Below are 19659 nucleotides of genomic sequence, written 5' to 3' on the forward strand. Positions count from 1 at the left end.
GTAATATAATAGTCATAAAATGACGCGTTATTTTTCTGGTTTATTTGGAGATCTATGATGTTAACCAGGACTACCTTATGCGCACTCATTGCGACATTATCATTTGGCGTTCAAGCAAAAGAAACCGTAACAGTTACTGGCTCAACATCTGTTAGCCATGTTGTGGAAATATTGGCAGAAACCTACTCTACAGAGCACAACAACACCCTTATCGCCGTTCAAGGTATTGGCTCATCAGCTGGTATTGCAGCCGTAAAACGTGATGTCGCGGACGTAGGCATGAGTTCACGTTACTTAAAAGTCGAAGAAATTAAACCTGATGTGCAGACTGTTACGATTGCCCACGATGGGATCGCACTTGTTGTTAGTAAAGATAATCCTGTCGATAATCTAACTAAAGAGCAAGTCTCTAAAATTTATCACGGTGAAATAAATAACTGGAAAGACGTTGGTGGCCCAGATTTAAAGATGGCCGTTGTTAGTCGTGAAAATGCATCAGGTTCGCGCTTTTCATTCGAAGACTACATGGGGTTAACCCAACAAATTAAAGATAAAACAGTTTCTGATATTAACCCGCAAGTGCTAGTCGTTAATACAAACGGAACTGTAAAAAGTTTAGTTTCACGAAATAAGCATGCGATTGGTTATGTTTCGCTAGGCTCTATCGATGACTCTGTAAAAGCACTTTCTTTTAACGGTGTATCTCCAACCCTTGAAAATCTAGAATCAGGTAAATATAAAATTTCCCGCCCTTTCTTAATGCTATATAAAGAAAAGAAATTAAAAGATTCAGCTAAAGAATTTCTCGATTATGTCATGTCGACATCAGGCCAAAACATTATTGAAGAACGCGGTTATATTCCGGCGATTCAATAGTTTTAATTTAAAAGGCATAGTGTTAACTATGCCTTTATTTAGGCTTGTTATACCACTGGGTATTTTAACTTTTGCCCCCACTCTGTCCACGAACCATCATAGACCGTCAGGTTTTTTCGTCCCGTCAATTCTGCAGCAAGAGCAAGGATACATGCGGTAACGCCAGAGCCACAGCTAAAAATATGCTGCTCATTAACATCACTTAGCGCATCAAATCGTTGCGATATTTGCTCTATTGGCAGAAAACATCCGTCAGAAAGTGAAACTAACTGACTGAAAGGTAAGCTTTTCGCCCCTGGCATGTGCCCACTTCTGACACCTTGTCGAGGTTCTGGCTGCGTGCCATAAAATCGAGCAGCTGGTCGAGCGTCAAACACTTGCGTACCCGATGTTTCTAAGTGTGCATTCAAAGAATCAGCATCAATGACCCAGTTCGGTTGTAATGTTGCACTAAATTCACCCGCATCAATCTCTGCAGGTTCACCCGTCTCGAGTTCAAAGCCTGCCGCTAACCAAGCCGGTAAACCACCATCGAGCACAGCTACATTATTATGTCCCATCGCTCTGAACATCCACCACGCTCGGGGAGATGAAAAAATGCCGTGTGAGTCATAGACAACAACTGTATTCTTTGAGCTAACACCCAGCGCTGCAACAGACTGAGCAAATAATGCTTCAGAAGGCAGCATGTGTGGTAATTCAGAATCAGGATCGGCAATCTTCTTATCAAAATCAAAAAAGCGCGCCTTCGGTAAACGCTTTTCTTGCCACTCTGCTTGTGCATCTCTTGGTGAGTTTGGTAAAAACCAACTTGCATCCAGCACAGCAAGGTCCGGGTGATTGATATTTTCAGCGAGCCACGACGCTGAAACAAGTGGAGATGGCAGTTGAATTTCCGACATTCTGATTCCTTACGTTTTGTTTAAACGATCATCACAAACTTTTACGTTTAATTTCGCAATATCACTAGCGATGATTCCTGTCATTTAGATATGATGGATATATTGGTTAAACCCGTTTCACTACGCATTATGATGTTAGTTTCGATTACGTTAAGCTTTTCTTTTCAGCACTTAACGCAATTGATAGTTATGCCTAAAGATTGGCTTTTCATCCTACATGTTGTATCAAAGGATTGTAAATGAAGCAAATTTCGACTGCATTCGTTGTATGCATGTCTCTCGTATCTCCTGTATCACTTGCCTACAACGCGGGCAGCATTTCTTTTACCATGGATAATGATGGCATTGTTGGTACAGACCAAAATTACACTAACGGCATATTCTTAGAATTTAACTCTGCGGCAACCCCAATGCTTGATGTGTTAGGCCCTACCCCAATTAAGCAAATCGCATCAGTATTACCCTTTTCAAGCAGTACGCAAAAAGGATGGAATTTCCGATTTGGTCAACAAATGTGGACGCCTGAAGACATCGAAGCGACTGAACCCCTTGCAGATGAGCGCCCCTATGCTGGATTGCTATTCTTTGAGACAGGTATTTATCAGTATTCTCCATCTATTGCAGATAAATACAGTGTTATGATCGGTTTAGTCGGTCCGAATGCAATGGCAGAAAAGAGTCAAAAGTTCATTCATAGCATCGTCGGTTCAGACGAACCTATGGGCTGGGACTACCAAATAGACAATCAAGTCGTTTTTAACCTTGGCTATGAAGGTCACCGGTTAGTCACTCGTCAACGTGCATTTCTAATGGATGAATATGACGTTAGTGGAATTGGGCGCATAAATGTTGGTAACTATCAGAGTGAGGTTGCTGTTGGTGGTGCTTTCCGCTGGGGTAATAGCCTTTCAGGCAACTTTGGTACAACAGGCTTTACCCCTGGTAAGTTCGTCGATATTAGTGTGTTGTCTACCAGCGCTTCTGGCTATTTCTTATTTACAGGTATAGAAGGACGATACCGCTTTAATGATATTACCATTGATGGTGATCGACCAGATGGCGTACCGGATACAACCGTTGAAAATTGGCAAGCAACAGCTGTTTTGGGTGGTGTATATTATCAACCTAAATGGGGCATCAGTTTAAGTTTTGCAACAAGTACCCCAGAATTTGAAGAGGACCCACACGGTTCAAATTCAGTCGGCTCACTGGAATTGTTCTGGCGCTTGTAGCGAATAATACCAATCTGGATAAGTAATTGATCTAAGTATTACGTAGGAAAAATTGTTGTTATCAAGGCACTGATTGAAACCAGTGCCTTTTTTATTAATAACGACTGTTATTTCGTTTAACGCTAAACGACGTTTTGAATCAAAGCAGAAATGCCATCTTGGGCAAACTCTTGCTCATTTGCCATCTCAACGATCTGCTCAGGTTTGTATAACTCACCGTCATACACCACAACCATGCTTACATCCCCCGATTTTAGGAATGTTGTTTCTCCATACTCGGTATAACGTGTCGCACCAATACTGATAACAGTTTGTGCCGGATAATTCGCGTTAGCTAGATGTACCGCAATATCTTCTGTTGGCCCAACATCTTGCTGATTGTTCATTCGGTCAACAATCCAATCCAAGAGTTTTTCATGAAAATAACTATAGCCAATCACAGGGCTATCTTCACCGTATCGAACGACATGGTCATCACGCTTATGAAAACTAGCAATCCTAAAGCGATCTAATGTACCACCTTGAGTTAAGGCATCTAATGCAATCAATTGAGAAGAAATACCTTTCGTTTTAGGTCCCCAATTTTTCTTTTCACTGATTTTTTTTGCATTCGGCTTACGAATAGAGCAATCATTGTAAGCTGCAAACTGGCGTGGTGTGATTGAAACAACACGCTTACCTTCGTATTGAATATCACAGATTAACGCAACTTCTGGTTCAATTTGAAGGTTATCAGCATCATTTGGTGGAATGATCGTATCGGTTGATAGTGGAAACGTGGAAAGGAAACCTGCTTTTTCTGAAGGAATATAAAAAGGGAAAATAGCTTTAGGTTGCACAGCTTCCTGTACTTCAACGGCAAGGAAATCTTTCGCTTCGCCTGCTTGCTCAAGGTGACCAGCAAAGTTACCAGCAACACCAAAGCCAATCATATTTTCATAGTTCATTACGTGACTCACTATACGACTTAATTTAGTAAGCCTTTATTGTATATCAAACCCTATAAGTGTTTGATCACTCTAGATCAAATAGATTGTTTTTTGTGTGCCAGAGCAACAAAAATAATGAGTCCACTACCCCGCTATTTAGAATATTTAAAACTCAGCTGCAAAAAAAAAGCTCCCGTCGGGAGCTTTTCTATTTTAGTTTAAATCTAACTTATTCATCATCTAATGGGATGAGCTTAGTTGAACCACCGTGGAATTTTTCACGACGACGCTGAACTAACGCGAAGAAGCCAGGGATCAAACATGTGCCTGCCAACAATACGCAGAGCAGACCACCTGTTAGTGAAATACCCAACGAGTTTTGGCTGATATGGCCAGCGCCTGATGCGAAGATCAAAGGTAAGATACCTAAGATAAACGACCAAGAAGTCATGTTTACTGCACGGAAACGTAATTTACCACCGCGGACAGCAGCTTTCTCAATATCAAGCTCTTTCTCTTCACGTTCAATCTTCGCAAATTCAACAATCAAGATCGCATTCTTCGCAGCAAGTGCAATAAGTAGTACCAAACCAATCTGTGCGTATAGGTTCAATGGTGTACCTGTAATCGCAAGTGCTAAGAACGACCCTAGCGTTGCCACCGGTACAACCAAGATGATAGCCAGCGGGATACTCCAGCTTTCATACTGAGCAACCATGAACAGATAGATGAAGATCAGCGCCAAAGCAAATGCATAGATTGCTTGGTTACCCGCTTTAACTTCTTGGTAAGCCATACCCGTCCACTCATACTGATAGCCTTGAGGTAGTACTTCAGCAGCTACACGTTCCATGGCTGCAATTGCATCACCACTTGAGTAGCCAGGAGCAGGATTACCCTGAATAACCGCAGCACGGTACATGTTATAACGCCATGCAACATCAGGTTCAAATACTTGCTCTACCTTTGTTAGCGTACTTAGTGGGATCATATCACCAGAAGCGGAACGTACATGGAATCGTTCTAGTGCATCCAAGTTATCACGATAATCACTATCGGCCTGAACCGTTACACGGAAGTTTTTGCCGTACAGAGTAAAGTCGTTCACGTACATGGAACCTAAGTTACCCTGTAGCGTTTGGAAAATCTCTGTTAGAGGAATACCCAGTTGCTTTGCTTTAACGCGGTCAACATCAATATAGAAATGCGGCACATTCGCGCGGAATGTACTGAAAGTGAACGCAATTTCAGGTTGCTGATTGGCAGCCTGAATCATTTCACCCATAACAGTAGCCAAATCGGTTCGGCTGCGACCTAAGGTATCTTCTAGTACAAACTCAAAACCATCAGCTGCCCCCATACCTGGCACCGCTGGTGCACCCATCGCAAATACAATCGCCTCAGGCAATTCCATTGCAGCACGGCCATTTACACGGTTTGAAATAGCAAAAGAGGAGTGATCTCCATCCATTGCATTTCGCTCATCCCAATCTTTTAGCTTAATAAAAAGAGAGGCGCCGTTAGAAGCCGCTGCACCCGTTAAGAACGCATAACCATTTGCTACGGTAATACCTTCAATTCCCGGTTCTTCAGCAAGAATATCCTGAAGCTTAATCGTAGTCTCTTCAGTACGAGATAACGAGGCAGAATCTGGCAACTGAACGTTAACGAGCAAAATACCTTTATCTTCCGTTGGAACAAATGCCGTTGAAGTAGTTTTTGCTAAATAAGTTACAGAGCCAACCGCAAGAATGAAGAATGCCACCAGAATGGCTGATTTACGAACAAGGAAGCCCGCAATAGAACCATACTTTAAGGTGACTTTATCAAGACCGCGGTTAAATACACCAAACCAACGCGTTACATTTCCGCCACCTTGCTTAAGTACAAGAGTACATAAAGCCGGAGATAGCGTTAGCGCGTTTATCGACGAGATAACAACCGAAATACAAATTGTTAGCGCGAATTGACGATACATGATACCGGTAATACCCGGCAGCATTGCAACGGGTATAAATACCGCTAACAGTACCATGGTAGAAGTAACAATCGGCCCTGATACCTCTTTCATCGCAATCAAAGTTGCTTGGCGAGGTGTCAGACTTGGGTCACGCTTCATGTTGGTATCAACTTGCTCGATAACTAGTATCGCATCATCTACCACGATACCGATGGCCAGAATCAAACCGAACAGCGTAACTGTATTAATGGTAAACCCTGCCGCCAACATGATGGCAAAAGTACCAATTAACGAAACAGGAATAGCAACAACCGGGATCAGCGTTGAACGCACACTACCCAAAAACATATAAGTTACAGCGATTACCAGCAGAATAGCCTGGATCAATGTAATAACAACGCCCTTAATCGACTCAGCAACGAACAATGTTGTATCGTAACTTGTTTCGTACTCCATCCCATCGGGGAAATCAGCACTCATACGATCAAGCAAATCCATCACCGCCTTGCCACTTTCCAATGCATTCGCATCAGACTGGAGGTTTAGTGCAACGATAGAAGCTGGTTGGCCACGGAACATACCGTTACCGCTATAGAACTTCTTACCCAGTTCTACACGAGCAACATCTTTTAAGAAAACAACTGAGCCGTCAGTATTTGCACGTAAAATAACGTTTTCAAATTCTTCAGCTGTTTCTAAACGCCCTTTCGTAACAAGGTTAAACTGTACTTCTTGTGCATTGTTAAATGGAGGAGCACCAACTTGACCCGCGGCAACCTGCACGTTCTGCTCAGCAAGTGCGGCATTCACGTCAGATGTCGTTAAGCCAAGGTTAGCCATCTTTTCAGGGTTAAGCCAAACACGCATTGCGTATTCGCCACCACCGATAACATTAACTTCACTGATACCAGTTACGCGAGCTAGCTGATCTTTTACATTTAAATTAATGTAGTTAATCAGGAACTGGTCATCATACTGCCCATCAGGAGAATAGAAGTTCAATACCATCAATAAGTCAGGAGAACGTTTCTTAACCGTTACACCAACCATACGAACTTCAGCGGGTAGCTTCGATTCAATTTGGGATACACGGTTTTGAACATTAACCTGAGCCATATCTGGATCAGTACCAATATCAAAAGTAACGTTTAGGCTATATGAACCATCGTTTGCACTTTTAGAAGACATGTAAATCATGTTTTCTACGCCGTTCACCGATGCTTCAATAGGGTCAGCGATTGCCTCTTCGACAACCTCAGCACTTGCACCAGAGTAAAAAGCAGTTACACCAACTGATGGCGGACTAATTTTCGGATATTCTGCTACTGGCAAATTAAGGACAGCAATAGCCCCAGCCAGCGTTAGAATAATTGAGATAACCAGCGCAAATTTTGGGCGCTGGATAAAAAAGCGGCTTAGCATCTAGTTACTTACGCCTCTGTGTCTTCAAGTCGAACTGTTACACCGTTACGAACACGCTGCAGACCCTTCGTTAACACCACATCATCTTGCTCAATACCTTCAGAAATGATGATACCAAACTCTGTTTGTGGACCTAGAACAACATTGCGTCGTTCAGCAATGTTATCTTCAACAAGTACCATCACAAAATCACCTTCTAGATCACTTTGTACAGCACGACGCGGAATAACAATACGTTGAACAGGTTCTTTCTCACGCAAGAACACTTGAACATGTTGTCCTGGTAGCAACGCTTTTTCTGGATTAGGGAAACTAGCACGCATAGCGATAGTACCTGTATTCAGATCAATACGGTTACCAATGAAATCGACTTCACCTAGGTGTTGATATTCTTTGCCGTTCGTTAACGTTAATACCACTTCAACACCATTATCACCGCTACCTGCACCATCTAAGGTGTCGATACCTAAATCAAGGCGTTGTCGCTCACTGACGTTAAATGACGTTTGCATCGGGTCTAGGCTAACAAGTGAAGTCAAAATACCAGTGCTTGGAGAGACCAAATCACCAATACTTACCTTGCTATCACTCACACGACCAGTAAATGGCGCAACAATTTTGGTGAAAGACAAGTCAATCTCTGCAGACTTAAGCTGCGCTTTCGCTGATTTTAATTGAGCTTCTGCATTTAGTTTTTCAGCAGTAAGGCGATCGTACTCAGACTGGCTAATACTACCTTTAGGTAGCAGCCTTTCACCACGCTTCCAATCTAAATTAGCACGTTTAAGAGAGGCGTCTGCCTGAGAAATTGAAGCTCGAGCGCTTGCTACACGCGCTTCATAAGCTGCAGGCTCAATTTCAAAGAGTAGTTGTCCCTTCTCAACCATCTCACCTTCTTGAAATGAACGTGACTTTAGGTAACCTGAAACTTGTGCTGCAATTGCAACATCTTCCATCGCTTCAGTTCGACCAACAAATTGCTTTCCTTGCTGGTAATCAATAACGGTTACTGGTTGAGCAGCGACCAATGGGTTCATTGGTGCAGATTGTCCAGATAACTTATCGCCACAACCAACAAGCAAACTAGAGCTTATCAGTGTTGCAATCATAAGTTTTTTATTCATTTCGCCGACCATATGTAATATGTATATAACTAGAAATTGCTAACGCAAAAACCAAAAAAGTAAAATAATTCAAGAATTTTTGTAGTGTGACAAAACTAACACTAAGCCTTTAATACAAGCTGAACAGTGTGCCGCTGAAAATAAATACTCAACGCAACCGTGTCTAATATGTTTAAATGTTTCCCGGTTATGTTTTTTGTATAATGCATAATAATTGCTTCTACAAGCCCTTACAAGTCAGAAGCTTGTATCAACAATGATATTCACAGGAAGTATAAACAAATGGACTATTTCCCCGTTTTCTTGTCACTAAAGAATAGAAAAGTAGTAGTTATCGGCGGTGGAGAGGTCGCATGTAGAAAAATCGACCTTTTACTAAAATCAAATGCGGACATAACCGTTATTTCGCCTATGATTCACCCTCACCTATCCAAACTAGATAAGAATGGCGTTATTCAATGGGTAAACAAAAAATATAACTCTACTGATATCAATAAAGCGCACCAAGTATGGGCAACAACTGATGACCCTTCACTCAATCATCAAGTATTTAGCGATGCAGAAGCTCTAGGTATATGGACAAATGTCGTTGATGACCCAAACCACTGTCACTTTATCACCCCGTCGATGATAGATCGCAGCCCAATTCAAGTTGCGATATCGAGTGGCGGCGCATCACCTGTTTTAGTTCGGTATCTAAGAGAAAAACTCGAGACTCAGCTACCGCAAAATTTAAGTTTGCTTGCTCGCTATGCAGGAGCGCAACGTAACCGTATAAAGCAGCATTATAATACAGTCGATGAACGTAGGAAGTTCTGGGAGCTGTTCTTCCGTCATCCGGCCGTTGAAGTAGCACAAGATGAAGAATCTCTGGAACGCGTATTTACCTCTTTACTGCAAGAGTCTGAGCAACAACTCGGCGGGTTGTATTTAATTGAAACAGGCGATGATCCAGAGTTACTCAGCTTGAAGGCGCTGCGTTTAATGCAGCAAGCAGAGTTTGTATTATATCCTGAAGGAAATGACGATATTTTCGTTGACCTGTGTCGTCGAGATGCAGATCGCACCGATTACAATACTAATAATTTACAAGCTCAAGTACAAAAATACCTACAAGAAGGCTTGCGAGTTTGCCTTTTGGCAAATAAACAACATTCTGAAGCTGTATTAGCACCTTTCAACATTCCGCAGCGCAATGTTCAGTATGTACCTTGCCTATAACCATCGATTGTGAACAAACCACAAGCCTTATCACGCTCATTAAGCAAAAATGCAAAAAGCCGCGACAAACGCGGCTTTTTTCTTTTCGTTGCTTTGGATATTAGATCTATTGCTCTGTCGCGAAGCAAGGCGCTTCAGGCTTTGACAGTTTTTGTTGTAGCCATAATCCAGATGACTTCATGATATAGCCGAATACAACGCCCAATACCAGTGACGGAATTACCAGCTGCCAGTCACCATTTGAAGCAAATGTGGCACAAGAGCCGATGAACGTACCCGGAATGAAGTTTAGCCAAGATTGCTTTGCCTGCACACACATAAAGAAAGCAATAATAGCGGTAACAACATAACCTATAATATCAATGCCGACTAATGTCGACAGCTTTATAATAAGCATGGCCCAAAACACACCGCTTAAATTCGTAGCAATACTCAGCCCAACCCCCTTTAAGCCGTCTTTGGGAGAAGCAAAATACGTTGTACAACCAAGAAACCCAGCCCAACTCAGCAAGCCTAAAGAAACAGCAACCCAGCCCCAAATACCTGAAAGAATGCCAGTGGTAATGGCGATTGCAACTAATACAGACATGATATCTTCTCGTTCTATCTCAATGGAAACAGTGTAATTGAATAATTAAAATATTTTCAAGATCATGATCACATTCGCAATGCATGAACTGCAACCCTAAACCTTAAATACAGATCAAGATCACATAAAGCTCAGTTTAAAACTTTATTGCAACACTATAACAAAGTTAACAGCTATATTTTATTTCAAAAAAATCAACACCAAGTTTCCCTATAGAAACAATGTAAATCATCATTCCTAAATAAATGAAGAGAACATCCTTTAAACAAACTTATGAAAGCAACTTAGGTATACTAGACATAACTAAATGACCGTATCCCAAGGAGAATTCATGGGTCCTTTAATGCTCGATATTTCCGGTTATGAACTTGATGCAGAAGATCGTGAAATTATTCAACATCCAACAGTGGGAGGGATCATATTCTTTGCCCGTAATTATCATGATCGCAAACAACTTAGGGCGTTAACAAAAGAAATACGAAAAACGGCTAAACGTCCTTTTCTTATCGCTGTCGATCAAGAAGGTGGTCGAGTTCAGCGTTTTCGTAATGATTTCACCCTACTCCCTCCTGCTAAAGCTTTTGCTAGCCAAAAAAACGGGGTTGAACTTGCCCATGATGGTGGTTGGTTAATGGCAGCAGAATTATTAGCCATGGATATTGATCTTAGTCTTGCCCCCGTTCTCGATCTCGGTTTTGACTGCAAAGCAATTGGTGATCGCGCATTTTCAGATAACCCACAAGATGTGGTTACCTACGCCAGTGAGTTTATCAAAGGAATGAAACAAGCAGGTATGGCTACAACGGGGAAACACTTTCCCGGCCATGGTGGTGTCATTGCTGATTCGCACCTCGAAACCCCCGTTGATCCAAGAGATAATATAAAAGAACACGACATGTTCGTGTTTAAGTCACTCATTGAACAAAACTTACTTGATGCAATGATGCCAGCGCACGTCATTTTCGATAATTATGACGACTTACCAGCAAGTGGCTCAGAGTATTGGTTAAAGCGCGTCCTTCGACAAGATTTAAGCTTTAAAGGGGTTATTTTCTCAGACGATTTAAACATGAAAGGGGCAGACGTTTTAGGCAGTTATAGTCAAAGAGCTATTGCCGCCCAGCAAGCTGGCTGTGATATGGTTATGCTATGTAACAACCGAGTAGGTGCAATTCAAGCACTTGATGGATTGCCTCAAACACAAGTTTCACAACTAAATACGCTATGTAAAGCTGTAACAGGCGAATATAACGATTTGATCAATACACGTAAATGGCAAGAAACAGAACAGCGTATATCTCGACTTCATAATGAATGGCAAGAACAAAAAGCTTAGTTATTACACATCAGCTGGCATTCTTACTCAAAATCATGATTTACAGCAGAAGTAACAATAAAAGCCTAGATTTGTTTGTTCGGCGATAAAGCCAAGCAGTAAGCGTAAAAAAGCCAAAGAAATCGACATTACTGTCTATTTCTTTGGCTTCTCGGAATATCACTTTAAAACAAAAGCCCTAGTAGCGCCATTGTTATAAAGAATCTCGTGAATAATCAATATCTTTACAGCATTTCTTTTCTTTAAAAATAACAAACACCGCGCCGACAATGAAAGCAATAACGAGTAACGTTTCCATATCCAAATACCTATAAGACACTGATTAACTGAACTTTATTTAAAAATCAAACAAGATGTATGACCTAAATAAAAACCAACAACCAGTCACAATTTGAAACAGTTATTGGATGCGGCATAAGATAACCTAACTGTACTTTATTTGCACTAAAAAGTTACTAAAATGTGATAAAAAAAGTATTCCACTAAAAAATGCAAGTGAACAGCAAATTTCTTACAGTTAATCCTAGAAATGACCTTACATTTAATTAATTCTAGTACCTATAATGAAATAGTGCAGTATCTTAGGTATATGGCCATTACAGCCACTTCTCCTGACCAGTAAATGTTACCGAAAGCCATGTATCACCAAGCTCGTCAGCTAACGAATCCCATAGTAGTCCACGAATTTGATCCTGACGCTTCGTTGTCCAAAACTCCCCATCTTTTACTAAGATATTGACCTCTAAATCATACTGACGCCCTGTTTTAGCAAAATGGTGGGTATAACCATCGAAGTGATACTGCTTTGATATTTTAGCAATCACCCTATCCACTTTTTTCTGAACACTATCATTTGGTGCCACGAGTAATACTTCACGAAGATTACGGCGTAATACTGAAATAGGTAACGCGACGGCGGCCAATGCAAGTGTTGATACCAAAATAGGATCGATATAGCTATTCCACTGCGAGTAACCGTAATGATCCAAAATCATCACTATCACAAAACCAACTAAAATAGCTGCGCTGAGAATACCATCTATTAGCCATTCTTGTGAATCAACCCTGACTAGCTCCGATTGCTCGCTTTTTGCAATATATGTTTCAGTAAAGTAAATCGAAAAGCTGCAAAATGTCGACAAAACGGCATATACCATAGCATGCTCGATTACAATCTCATGGCCACCATTAAGCATGGCTTTTACACCGCTGATAAAGGCAAAAATACACGTAATTAAAATGAGCAAGCCATTAACAACATTGATCAGTGGTTCAATGTGGGCATAGCCAAACTGGAAGTGTTTATCGTCAGGTTTTGAAACTAGGTAGGCGGTATACAAGCTTAAACCAGTCATTCCCATGCTAAGTAATGAGAATAAACCGTCAAGTAAAATGGCATTTGAACCAACATATAACCCATAGCCGACCCCTAAGCTTGTAAGCAACACGGTACCGGCTAAAGATAATTTAAGTGCTAAACGTTCCTTACTAATTTTACGGCAAGTAGCCATAAAATCCTCCTTATTTGGGGGTGACCCCTATTAGGTAAAATTCACTAACCTCCCTTAGCAGGTTAGCCTTTTGTCTTTCTACCTATAGTACTAGCACAGTTAGCATTGTGTATTCAAGATGTTAAAGAATCATCTAACCAAGCAGAAAACTCTTTCTTACGTAAAGCAGTATTCAACACTGCTTGCTGACGACCTTTTTTAAACGCAATAATCGTCGGTACACCACGAATACGATATCGTGAAACCAATGCTTTATTTTTATTGATATTCACACGAACAAAGCGCACTTTGTTTGTTTTTTCCGCAGCAACTTTGTCAACAATTGGCTTAAATGTTTTACAAGGTGCGCAGTTATCACCCCAAAAAATGACTACCACAGGTACTGGCGATTGAATGATTTTTTCAAAATTAGAGCTATCAGCTTCTACTGGTTTACCATCAAGGAGAGGTTTACGGCAATACTCGCACGATACCGTATTCGAGAGAGCATTAGACGTAACTAATACCTCTTTTTTACAATGAGGACATTGGATTGAAAGGGTTTTCATAGCAATACGCGCCTAAATAAAATAATGAGAAAACCATAGGTTTCTCTTACACTTCCACAACAATAAGAAGCATGAAAGCCGCGCATCATAACAAAGAAGGTATCAAGACAACAAGCCAGTATCTAGTACGTACTACCCTATATACCAAGCGAGATAAATATCACTATGGTACAGTTTTTTCTAACTGTAACCGTTCAATATCATTAAAAAAGTTAATTATTTTAGCTCGACTCACGCTGTATTCAAAATTCGCACCTTCACAAAAATCATTCGATGCCTGCAATGATGGCGTTTTGAGCCAAATATATTGACAGCTTGCATGCTGTTCACATGCGGAATTACGTTCATTAGTTAGCTTTTGCCAATAGTTCTCGAAGTGCTTGAGGGCATAATCTAATTGCTCATAATTTTCTTCACTTAACTCTGAACGTAAAATCTTCAACTCTTCCTGCCGTTCTACCATAAACGAATTAAAAGTATCAGAGAATGAATACGTCGACGAGTCATAGCATTCATCATTAATGTACATACTTTTTTGATTTCCAGCATTACTGACACTTTCTTGAGATGTACAGGAAGCAATAACAAACATAAAGACCATGCAACCATACCGTTTCATAGCGCACCCACTGTTTTAGTTTTTATTGGAACACTTCTGTGATCTATTTTCTGATACACATGAGGTGACTAAGTAGAAGTATGTGCCAATCACTCGCCATAGGCAGCTTAACTGCTTTCATTTCTTAACAGTAATACAAGGTCGCACCTTTGCCCCTAGACCATAAAGTGTACCGAATTCTTTACTGTTAGTTATATTACTACCGTAAGCGAAGGTTAACATTTTGATTACACTTAATACTATTGAACGTACTGCACTCGTCCCTTAATGTTCGATAACCACATACAGGCTGATACGTTCGCACATTATTTGCTGTCCGCCTCTTTAGAGGCAGCAACAGAAGGAGCTTAAGATGAATGTTCAGGCTATGCCTATGCATCGCTTCATCGATCATCACGGTAAGCTTGTAAAACCACTTCCTGATTGGGCTGACATTTCAATTCTGAAGGGGTTTTATTGTGACATGGTGCTTACCCGAACTTACGACTACAAAGCCGTTGCTCTTCAACGTACAGGAAAACTCGGTACCTACCCCTCCCATTTAGGATCTGAGGCCATTGGGATTGCAATCGGTCGAGCTCTGAAACCGACTGATGTTTTTATTCCTTATTATCGCGATCTGCCCGCATTGTGGGCTCGTGGTATAGGCATGGAGAAAAATTTACAATACTGGGGAGGTGACGAAAGAGGCAGCGATTTCTCACCGGATGACCACCATTGTCGAGACCTGCCATTTTGCGTACCTATTGCGACTCAGTGTACTCATGCTGTCGGTGTCGCTGCAGCCTTAAAAATTCAGGGGCAGCATCAAGCGGCATTAGTAACGTGTGGGGATGGAGCGACATCTAAGGGTGACTTTTTAGAATCATTGAACTGCGCAGGGGTGTGGAATGTTCCACTTGTCTTCGTGATAAATAACAACCAATGGGCAATTTCAGTTCCAAGATCTATTCAGTGCGGTGCTGAGCAGCTCGCCGATAAAGCAAAGGGGGCTGGTATTAATGGCATTACCGTTGATGGTAACGATATTGTCGCCATGTTTGACGCTGTATTGTCCAGCCTTGATAAAGCACGCAAAGGAAAAGGCTCAACATTAATTGAGGCAGTTAGTTATCGCTTAAGCGATCATACCACTGCAGATGATGCCAGCCGTTACAGAAGTGACGATGAACTTCAACAAGCTTGGCAGTTTGACCCCGTATCAAGACTCAAACAATTCCTTATTGAACAAGGCAACTGGACCGAGGATGACGACGAACAGTGGCTTCTTCACTGTAAAGGCGTTGTTGAACAAGCAATTGAAAAATATCAGTCTCTTATCCAACAAGCACCTGAATCTGCATTCGATTATCTGTATGAATCTTTAGACCCCGATCTCCACAAGCAACGCGATTTAATCATAAATAAAGCAATGCGAATGCAAGGAGATAAAAATGGCTGAATTAACGTTATTAGAAGCGGTCAACCTCGCATTGCATCATGAAATGGCTCATAACCCTGACGTTATCGTTTTGGGTGAAGATGTCGGTGACAACGGCGGTGTATTTCGTGCAACGGTTGGACTCAAAGAAAAATACGGCTGCAAGCGTGTTATCGACTCCCCACTGGCGGAGGCATTAATTGCCGGTGTCACTGTCGGTATGGCAAGCCAAGGTCTACGCCCTGTCGCCGAATTTCAATTCCAAGGGTTTGTTTTCCCCGCGATGGAGCATTTAATGTGCCACGCAGCAAGGCTTCGTAATCGTACACGGGGCAGATTAACCTGCCCAGCCGTCTTTCGTGCACCTTTTGGTGGTGGGATCCATGCACCAGAGCACCACTCTGAAAGCATTGAAGCGTTATTCGCTCATATACCTGGGATTAAAGTTGTGGTTCCATCCTCGCCACAACGTGCCTACGGCTTATTGCTGGCTTCAATCCGAAGTAATGATCCTATTATGTTTTTTGAACCAAAACGTATTTACCGAACAGTGAAGTCTGAGGTTGAAGATAATGGTACGGCATTACCACTTGATTCATGCTTTACACTTCGGAAAGGACGTGATTTAACCTTGGTGACATGGGGAGCCTGCGTGGTGGAATCGTTACAAGCCGCGTCAGCATTATCAAAGGTTGGCATTGAAGTTGAAGTGCTTGACCTCGCGTCAATCAAGCCTATTGATATGGCATCAATTATTGCCTCGCTTGAAAAAACAAATCGTCTATTGGTTGTGCATGAAGCCAGTCAGACCTGCGGAGTGGGTGCAGAAATCCTTGCCCGCGTCTCCGAGCAAGCCATGTGCCTGTTAAAGGCTCCACCAAAACGTGTAACGGGTACTGACACCATCATGCCTTACTACCGCAATGAAGACTATTTCATGATCCAAGAAGAAGACATTGTGGCAGCAGCTAAAGAACTTGTGGAGGGTTGGAAATGAAATCATTCAACTTACCAGATTTAGGCGAAGGACTTGCCGAATCAGAAATCATTCAATGGCATGTCAATACTGGCGATCACGTAGAAATAGACCAAGTGATTTTAACGGTAGAAACGGCCAAAGCAACTGTAGAAGTCCCTGCCCCATATAGCGGCACAATCATAAACCGCTACGGTAATGAAGGCGATGTTATTAGCATTGGTAGCTTGCTGATTGAAATTGAAGAGTCTGTTACCGCGTCACGGTCAATCGATGTTCAGACAAACAAGCATTCTCACACCAATGTAATACCAGAAAAGAAAGCCGATGCTGCAACTGTTGTTGGTAACGTATCACAGCAGAATCATCAGGTTAAGGTTGATGAATTTTGGATTGGCAATGAACACCACCAGCAACACTACGAACAACTAACGGCCATGCCTTCTGCTCGCTTATTAGCTAAAAAGCTTGGTGTCGATCTAGGTGCTATTTCAGGCTCTGGCCCTGATGGGCTTATTGTCGATAGTGATGTGTACAACGCCTGTGACAAACAATTACCAGGTACAGAGGTTTTAAAAGGTGCTCGGCGTTCAATGGTTACCACAATGGCTGAGTCACATAAGCATGTTGCCGCTGTGACAATTACTGAAGAGGCAGTACTAGAACATTGGGGGGACGGTGAAGATATTACATGCCGCTTAGTACAAGCCATCGTCTCCGCTTGTCAGCAAGAGCCAGCCCTAAATGCATGGTTTGATGCTGAAACCATGACTCGGTGCCTGCACAGTACCGTGAATATTGGGATTGCAGTAGACAGCCAACATGGGCTATATGTGCCCGTTTTACGACATGCTGACGAATTTAGCAGCAAAGGCATTCGTCAATGGGTTGATAAAACAGTCTCTGGTATTCGAGAGCGGAAAATCGCAAGAGAGCAGTTACAGCATGCCACGATTACACTTTCTAACTTTGGTGCTATAGCAGGTATTTACGCTACGCCTGTCGTTACACCACCACAAGTCGCTATTATAGGTGCGGGTAGAATAATAAAAAAAGTAGTATTAAGAGAACAGATCCCAAGTGAGATTAGCGTCATGCCGCTATCAATGACTTTCGATCACAGGGCTTGTACCGGAGGGGAAGCGGCTAGGTTTATCAAAATTGTCGTTAAACATCTAGAGCAAGCTACCGTTCAGTAGAAAGAACCGATATTTTAAATACAAAAATGCCAGTCAGTGACTGGCATTTTTTATTCCGCATTTGAAGATAAATTAATCTTCAGCAGATGGTGTAACTGGCTTTTTCTTTTTAGGCATAAAGACGTTATCACCCACAGCAACATTATCGTAAAAACGCTTATCAACCTTCTTCTTAGGCTTCGCCGCTTTTGTCTCTTGCTTCGCTGCAGGTTTTTTACCTGTTGGCTTCTTCTTAACGAATTTTTTCTTAGGTGCTGGTTTCAGCCCTTTAAACTTACCTTTAAGGTCTTCATATTCAGAGAAGCTAATCGCTTGCTGTAAGAACGCCTCAACATTCTTAAAGCTCTTCCAGTCTTTAGGACCAACCAATGAAATCGCATCACCTTTGTTACCCGCACGACCTGTACGGCCAATACGGTGAACGTATTCTTCAGCATGCTTTGGCATATCGAAGTTAATAACGTGAGACACCTTATCGATATCTAAGCCACGCGATGCAACATCAGTCGTCACCAAAATCTTATGGCAGTCACGCTCGAACTGACTCATAATGCTGTTACGCTGCGTTTGATTCATATCACCGCTTAACGCCACAGCTTTAAGTTTACGTTCATTCAGTTCGTTTGTTAGACGCTCTGTATCTGCACGGGTAGCCGTGAAAATGATAACCTGATTGTAATTTTCAGTTTCTAACACTTTATCAAGCAAAGCTTGCTTATGATCAAGGTGATCACACAGCATAAAGCGTTGAGTAATATCAGTGTGCTCCTCTGCTGAGTGACCAACAGACAGGCGCTTCGGTGCATTTAGCATGTCAGCAGCAATGCCTACAACATCTGTATGATCTAACGTTGCAGAGAACATTAATGTCTGGCGACGACGGTGGTTAGCCGCTTCGTGAATACGACGCAATTGAGGTTCAAAACCCAAATCAAGCATACGGTCTGCTTCGTCGAGAATCAGCATTTCAAGACCATCAAGGTGCGTACTACGGTGCTCAAGGTGATCAGCCAAACGTCCAGGCGTTGCAATCACAAACATTGGGTCATTTTTCAATGCTTTTACTTGATCATTGAAGTTTTCACCACCAACAATCAATGTACCATCATAAGGCGTGCCCGCGTTTAACGTACGAAGCTGAGCGAAAACTTGCTTCGCCAATTCACGGGTAGGTGTTAATACCAAAATGCGTGGGTCACGGCGAGTAAATGGCTTAGAACGATACATGCGTTGCATCGCTGGCAGTAAGAATGCCAGCGTTTTACCAGAGCCCGTTTTTGACGAGGCCAGCACATCTTTACCGAGGATTCCCACAGGAATGGCGGTTTGTTGAATTTCAGTTGGTTTATTGAACGCCAAATGGTCTAATTTTTTTAACAGGCGCTGGTCTAATCCAAGATCTTTAAAATGCAAAATGGTGCTCCGGTAATAATGCTTTTAGTAAGCAAAGAATAATACAGTTCTACCAAGCTGTGATGAAAATCACACACAGCTAAATCTGGTAAGCAGAGCATTATAGCACAAATCTTTTTAGTGACACGCTAATCACACACTTTTAGCTTTATTTCATAGGCATAAAACTAAAACACTACTCATTACATTCAAAGCCAGCCCTTATTTGTGTTAATAGAGCCCAGATAAATGTCGTAAAGTGACCTACCGAACATCAATACGAATCAATAAAGTCTCCCTGTGAAATTAACTATTTGTCGACTTACCATTATTGGTAAACCTCTTACCTTCGTTAAACCCTGTAAATTAACAAGGTAAGAGGATTTTTTTATATCCATAACTA

The 19659-nt window shown here is 41.8% G+C and carries 16 protein-coding genes; 7 read left to right on the forward strand and 9 right to left on the reverse strand.

Annotated features, from left to right (window positions below; all coding sequences use genetic code 11):
- Nucleotides 1-54: 54 nt before the first annotated feature.
- Complete coding sequence (locus L4D78_RS09785; protein WP_428466742.1) at nt 55-876, forward strand: phosphate ABC transporter substrate-binding protein; 822 nt, start codon at nt 55-57, stop codon at nt 874-876.
- 47 nt (nt 877-923) lie between these two features.
- On the opposite strand, the gene L4D78_RS09790 is transcribed toward L4D78_RS09785, so the two are convergent.
- Nucleotides 924-1778, reverse strand: coding sequence for a sulfurtransferase (locus tag L4D78_RS09790; protein ID WP_428466743.1), 855 nt, complete (start codon nt 1776-1778; stop codon nt 924-926).
- 239 nt (nt 1779-2017) lie between these two features.
- Between L4D78_RS09790 and L4D78_RS09795 the strand changes: the two genes are divergently transcribed.
- Nucleotides 2018-3010 (forward strand): lipid A deacylase LpxR family protein, encoded by a 993-nt coding sequence (locus L4D78_RS09795; protein ID WP_428466744.1) that lies wholly within the window; start codon nt 2018-2020, stop codon nt 3008-3010.
- Between the two features lie 122 nt (nt 3011-3132).
- Here L4D78_RS09795 and L4D78_RS09800 read toward each other — a convergent pair whose 3' ends face one another.
- The 3 genes from L4D78_RS09800 to L4D78_RS09810 form a co-directional block, all read right to left on the reverse strand.
- A complete protein-coding gene (locus L4D78_RS09800) occupies nt 3133-3957 on the reverse strand; it encodes a DUF5718 family protein (protein WP_428466745.1) in 825 nt (274 codons plus the stop codon).
- A gap of 211 nt (nt 3958-4168) precedes the next feature.
- Nucleotides 4169-7321: an efflux RND transporter permease subunit gene (locus L4D78_RS09805; protein ID WP_428466746.1), complete on the reverse strand. Its 3153-nt coding sequence runs from the start codon at nt 7319-7321 to the stop codon at nt 4169-4171.
- An 8-nt stretch (nt 7322-7329) separates the two neighbouring features.
- Nucleotides 7330-8445, reverse strand: a complete 1116-nt coding sequence (locus L4D78_RS09810) for an efflux RND transporter periplasmic adaptor subunit (RefSeq protein ID WP_428466747.1) — start codon at nt 8443-8445, stop codon at nt 7330-7332.
- Nucleotides 8446-8727: 282 nt separating this feature from the next.
- Between L4D78_RS09810 and L4D78_RS09815 the strand changes: the two genes are divergently transcribed.
- Nucleotides 8728-9666: a precorrin-2 dehydrogenase/sirohydrochlorin ferrochelatase family protein gene (locus tag L4D78_RS09815; protein WP_428466748.1), complete on the forward strand. Its 939-nt coding sequence runs from the start codon at nt 8728-8730 to the stop codon at nt 9664-9666.
- Between the two features lie 106 nt (nt 9667-9772).
- Here the strand turns inward: L4D78_RS09815 and L4D78_RS09820 are convergent, their stop codons facing one another.
- On the reverse strand, nt 9773-10255 hold the full coding sequence (locus L4D78_RS09820; protein WP_428466749.1) for a DUF1097 domain-containing protein: 483 nt from the start codon (nt 10253-10255) through the stop codon (nt 9773-9775).
- Between the two features lie 331 nt (nt 10256-10586).
- Here L4D78_RS09820 and nagZ point away from each other — a divergent pair, with 331 nt between their 5' ends.
- The gene (nagZ, locus tag L4D78_RS09825; protein ID WP_428466750.1) at nt 10587-11591 is read left to right on the forward strand and encodes a beta-N-acetylhexosaminidase; all 1005 of its coding nucleotides are present in this window, start codon (nt 10587-10589) and stop codon (nt 11589-11591) included.
- A gap of 596 nt (nt 11592-12187) precedes the next feature.
- Here the strand turns inward: nagZ and L4D78_RS09830 are convergent.
- From L4D78_RS09830 to L4D78_RS09840, 3 genes are all read right to left on the reverse strand, one after another.
- The gene (locus tag L4D78_RS09830; protein ID WP_428466751.1) at nt 12188-13102 is read right to left on the reverse strand and encodes a cation diffusion facilitator family transporter; all 915 of its coding nucleotides are present in this window, start codon (nt 13100-13102) and stop codon (nt 12188-12190) included.
- Nucleotides 13103-13215: 113 nt separating this feature from the next.
- Complete coding sequence (gene trxC / locus L4D78_RS09835) at nt 13216-13650, reverse strand: thioredoxin TrxC (protein ID WP_428466752.1); 435 nt, start codon at nt 13648-13650, stop codon at nt 13216-13218.
- A 163-nt stretch (nt 13651-13813) separates the two neighbouring features.
- Nucleotides 13814-14269 carry a hypothetical protein gene (locus L4D78_RS09840; RefSeq protein ID WP_428460115.1) on the reverse strand — a complete coding sequence of 152 codons (456 nt, stop codon included), beginning with the start codon at nt 14267-14269 and terminating at the stop codon, nt 13814-13816.
- 352 nt (nt 14270-14621) lie between these two features.
- Between L4D78_RS09840 and pdhA the strand changes: the two genes are divergently transcribed.
- Genes pdhA through L4D78_RS09855 form a run of 3 tightly spaced genes read left to right on the forward strand, consistent with a single transcriptional unit; the run spans nt 14622 to nt 17864 of the window.
- Complete coding sequence (gene pdhA, locus L4D78_RS09845) at nt 14622-15710, forward strand: pyruvate dehydrogenase (acetyl-transferring) E1 component subunit alpha (RefSeq protein WP_428466753.1); 1089 nt, start codon at nt 14622-14624, stop codon at nt 15708-15710.
- A complete protein-coding gene (locus tag L4D78_RS09850; protein ID WP_428466754.1) occupies nt 15703-16686 on the forward strand; it encodes an alpha-ketoacid dehydrogenase subunit beta in 984 nt (327 codons plus the stop codon). Before pdhA ends, L4D78_RS09850 begins: the two co-directional genes overlap by 8 nt.
- Nucleotides 16683-17864, forward strand: a complete 1182-nt coding sequence (locus tag L4D78_RS09855; protein ID WP_428466755.1) for a dihydrolipoamide acetyltransferase family protein — start codon at nt 16683-16685, stop codon at nt 17862-17864. The genes L4D78_RS09850 and L4D78_RS09855 overlap by 4 nt, the downstream gene beginning before the upstream one ends.
- Before the next feature lie 72 nt (nt 17865-17936).
- On the opposite strand, the gene L4D78_RS09860 is transcribed toward L4D78_RS09855, so the two are convergent.
- Entirely contained in the window at nt 17937-19277 is a 1341-nt protein-coding gene (locus tag L4D78_RS09860; protein WP_428466756.1) for a DEAD/DEAH box helicase, read from the reverse strand.
- Nucleotides 19278-19659 lie beyond the last annotated feature (382 nt).

It is taken from the genome of Photobacterium minamisatsumaniensis (assembly GCF_050336695.1).
GTDB lineage: Bacteria > Pseudomonadota > Gammaproteobacteria > Enterobacterales > Vibrionaceae > Photobacterium > Photobacterium minamisatsumaniensis.